The sequence below is a fragment of the Kitasatospora sp. NPDC057198 genome, assembly GCF_042670125.1.
Taxonomy (GTDB): Bacteria; Actinomycetota; Actinomycetes; order Streptomycetales; family Streptomycetaceae; genus Kitasatospora.
Window position 1 is genome coordinate 1 of record NZ_JBHUWH010000657.1, and the last position, 3309, is coordinate 3309.

A 3309-nucleotide genomic window follows, 5' to 3' on the forward strand; every position below is an offset into this window, starting at 1 on the left:
GCGCACCCCGCGCGAACTGGCCGCCGCCGTCCGGGGCCGGGCGGCGGCGGGCTGACGCCCCGGGAGCGGGACCGGGGCGGGCGGGTCACTGCTCGCCCCGGTCGGCCCCCAGGTAGGCGAGGACGGCCCGGACCCGGCGGTTGGTGTCGTCGTCGTTGGCCAGGCCGAGCTTGGCGAAGATCGTGGTGGTGTACTTGCTGATCGAGCCGTCCGAGACGAACAGCTTCGCCGCGATCGCCGCGTTGGACAGGCCCTCGGCCATCAGCGCCAGCACCGAGCGCTCCCGCTCGGTCAGCGAGGCCAGCGGGTCGGCCCGCAGCGGCCGGCCCAGCAGCTTGGCGACCACCGTCGGGTCGAGCGCGGTGCCGCCGTCGGCGACGCGCTGGACGGCGTCCATGAACTGCCCGGCGTCCAGCACCCGGTCCTTGAGCTGGTAGCCGATGCCGCCGTGCCCGTCCGCGAGCAGCTCGCGGGCGTACAGCTGCTCGACGTGCTGGGAGAGGATCAGCACCGGCAGGCCGGGCACCGTGCGGCGGGCGGACAGGGCGGCCTGCAGGCCCTCGTCGGAGAAGGTCGGGGGCAGCCGGACGTCGACGATCGCCACGTCCGGGCGGTGCGCGACCAGGGCCTCCAGGGCGCCCGGCCCGGAGTCGACCGCCGCGACGACGGTGTGGCCGTACGCCTCGACCAGGCGCACCATCCCGTCGCGGAGCAGGAACAGGTCTTCGGCTACGACAATTCGCACGGCACCGCCACGGTGATACGAGTGGGTCCCCCGGCCGGGCTGTCGATCTCCAGACGCCCGCCGAACGCCGCCATGCGCCGTTCGATGCCGCTCAGGCCGGACCCCGTGGAGGCGGCGGCTCCGCCGATTCCGTCGTCGCTCACCGTAGCAGTGAGCATCCGCGTCGCGTAGGACAGTTCGATGGTGACGCGGTCCGCCTGCGCGTGCTTGGCGACGTTCGCCAGCAGCTCGGCGACCGAGAAGTACACCGCGGACTCCACCGGGCGCTCGGGCCGGGCCGGGACCCGGCTGTGCACGTCCACCTCGATCGAGGCGTCCAGCGCCAGTGCCCGCAGGGCGTCGACCAGGCCGCGCTCGGCCAGCACCGGCGGGTTGATGCCGCGCACCAGCGAGCGCAGTTCGGCGAGCGCGGTGGCGGAGGTGGCGCGGGCGTCGGCGAGGATCGCCTTCGCGGCCTCCGGGTTGGTGTCGACGAGCTGCTCGGCGGCGCCCATCGACATGCCCATCGCGACCAGCCGGGCCTGCGCGCCGTCGTGCAGGCCGCGCTCGATCCGCTCCAGCTCGGCGGCCTGGGTCTGGGTCAGGTCGGCCCGGATGGCCTCCAGTTCCTCCACCCGCCGGCCGAGCCGGGTGCTGGGCACCGGGCCGAGGAAGCGGCGCCCGACCGGCCCGAGCACCCGCCAGCCGAACGGGGCGGCGACCAGGCCGGCGGCGATCACGGCGGCGCCGAGGCCGGCCAGGTCGGGGGTGGTCGCCGTGTAGGCGCCGTAGCCGAGCGCGAGCAGCGGCAGCGCGGCGGCGGGCAGCACGGTCGCGGACGCGGCGAGCATCCACACGCCGTCCCAGTGCAGCTGCGGGTCGTGGAACCGGGCGTGGATCCTCGCCCGGCGCCGGGCCTCCCGCTCGGACTTGTGGTACTCGTGGCCGTCCCACCAGAAGCCGGTGGCCATCCGGGTCACCGGCGGGACCTGGCGGTACGTCACCTCCAGCTCCAGGCCGAGCCAGTCCGCGGCGCACCGGCGCGCGCCCCGGGCCAGCGCCCGGCTGGTCAGCGGGTGCACCGTCCACACGGCCACCGCGACCCAGAGCGCCACCAGCAGGGTCTCGCCGAACACCGCCAGCGCCCGGACCGGCAGCGGGGCCGTCATGCCGTCCGACCAGGAGAAGGCGAGGGCGGAGCCGGCCCAGCCCACCGCCACGGCCACCACGGCCACCAGGCAGGTCAGCCCGGTCAGGACGACGGACCGGTACAGGCCGGTCCCGACCGCGGCCCCCCACCGCAGGGGGTTGCTCATCGAGGGTCTGCTCATCGGCCTTTTCCTTTCGCAGCGGTGATCGATTGTGCCAGCCGGGGCCGGGCGCGGGGGCGGCTCGAAACGCCTGATGGCCGGATACCGAGTGCGGTCCGGCCATCGGGGAGGCGGGGTCGGGTCCTCAGCGGGTCACTTCTTCTTGGCGGGCGCGGGCAGCGCGGCGGTCAGCGCCGAGTTGCGGGTCAGGACCGCGACGCCGATCAGGGCCAGTGCGGACAGGCCCTGGATCACCGCGTACCAGGCCGGGCACAGGCCCGGGATCAGGTCCACCACGATGATCGCGATCGGCATGATGACGCTCAGCGTCCGCAGCCGGTCGAAGCCCTTGTAGTCACCCTGCGCGGCCCGGTTCGCGTACCGGTGCAGCAGGAAGGTGATCAGGAACAGGATCACGCCGCGGCCCCACATGAACCCCGTCGTCTCGTGGCCGGTGAACGCCATCACCGCGACGGTCCCCAGCACGATCGCGCCGATCGCGCCGAACAGCGTGATGCAGGTGCGGATGGTGTCGAAGGTCGCCCGGACGCCGGAGTCGTCGATCGGCGCGCCCTGGGCGGTGAGGTTCTCGGTGTTCGCCATGGTCCTTGCTCCTTCGTGTCGTTGTGACATTCACGCTACGGATCGCGGGGCCGCCCCGACATGGGTCTGTCCGTAGCGGGGGGTGGGTCTGGACCCACTTCTGCGCGGACCCCCGTCCAGGGGTGTTCCCGCTGTTCAACTGCCCAACACCGCAAGGCGGTTGGCCTTGTTACGATCCTGCGCGAGGCCAGGTTCGGGTGCGCTCCCCCGTAGCACCCGGGCCTGGCGCTTTTGCGGCCGGCGTCGATCGGTCCCGGTACCGCGGGGATCCGCCGCGCACCGGTCCGTCGAGCGGAGGGGGGACCGCCGAAGGACGGCCAAGCGGAGCAGAGCAGGAACCCCGACCTCCCAGGAAAGCGAGGGTGATCATGAACAACACAGGTGCCCCCAACGTGCTCCTCACCGGCGCCCCGGCGCTCACCGGTGCGGCGCGGCTGCGCCACGTCGCGGACGTCGACGTGCCCAAGGTGAAGGTTCCGCTCGGCAACCGCTACGAGCACTTCGAGGCCAGCTCCGAGACCACCCTGGTCGACGACCGGGAACTGCGGGTCTTCATCTGGACCCACAGCACCTTCGTGGCCGAGTAACCGGCCCGGCGCACGACGAACCCGGCGCACGGCGAACCCGGCGCACGCCGAAGGAGCCGCGTCCCGCCCCCGACCGGGGTGGGAC

The 3309-nt window shown here is 73.6% G+C and carries 4 protein-coding genes; 1 reads left to right on the forward strand and 3 read right to left on the reverse strand.

Going from position 1 to position 3309, the window contains the following annotated elements; all coding sequences use genetic code 11:
• Positions 1 to 85: 85 nt before the first annotated feature.
• The 3 genes from ACFUEL_RS37305 to ACFUEL_RS37315 all read right to left on the reverse strand — a co-directional run bounded on the left by ACFUEL_RS37305 (position 86) and on the right by ACFUEL_RS37315 (position 2637).
• Positions 86 to 745 (reverse strand): LuxR C-terminal-related transcriptional regulator, encoded by a 660-nt coding sequence (locus ACFUEL_RS37305; RefSeq protein ID WP_380242283.1) that lies wholly within the window; start codon positions 743 to 745, stop codon positions 86 to 88.
• Positions 730 to 2055: a sensor histidine kinase gene (locus tag ACFUEL_RS37310; protein WP_380242285.1), complete on the reverse strand. Its 1326-nt coding sequence runs from the start codon at positions 2053 to 2055 to the stop codon at positions 730 to 732. The genes ACFUEL_RS37305 and ACFUEL_RS37310 overlap by 16 nt, the downstream gene beginning before the upstream one ends.
• A 132-nt stretch (positions 2056 to 2187) precedes the next feature.
• Complete coding sequence (locus ACFUEL_RS37315; protein WP_380242287.1) at positions 2188 to 2637, reverse strand: hypothetical protein; 450 nt, start codon at positions 2635 to 2637, stop codon at positions 2188 to 2190.
• Between the two features lie 368 nt (positions 2638 to 3005).
• On the opposite strand from ACFUEL_RS37315, the gene ACFUEL_RS37320 reads away from it, so the two are divergent.
• Positions 3006 to 3224 (forward strand): DUF5988 family protein, encoded by a 219-nt coding sequence (locus ACFUEL_RS37320; RefSeq protein WP_380242289.1) that lies wholly within the window; start codon positions 3006 to 3008, stop codon positions 3222 to 3224.
• The last annotated feature ends 85 nt before the right edge of the window (positions 3225 to 3309 follow it).

Excerpts from the sequence above, each read along its gene's own strand:
- ACFUEL_RS37320 (WP_380242289.1), top strand. The coding sequence starts at position 3,006 with ATGAACAACACAGGTGCCCCCAACGTGCTCCTCACCGGCGCCCCGGCG.
- ACFUEL_RS37315 (WP_380242287.1), bottom strand. The coding sequence starts at position 2,637 with ATGGCGAACACCGAGAACCTCACCGCCCAGGGCGCGCCGATCGACGAC.
- ACFUEL_RS37310 (WP_380242285.1), bottom strand. The coding sequence starts at position 2,055 with ATGAGCAGACCCTCGATGAGCAACCCCCTGCGGTGGGGGGCCGCGGTC.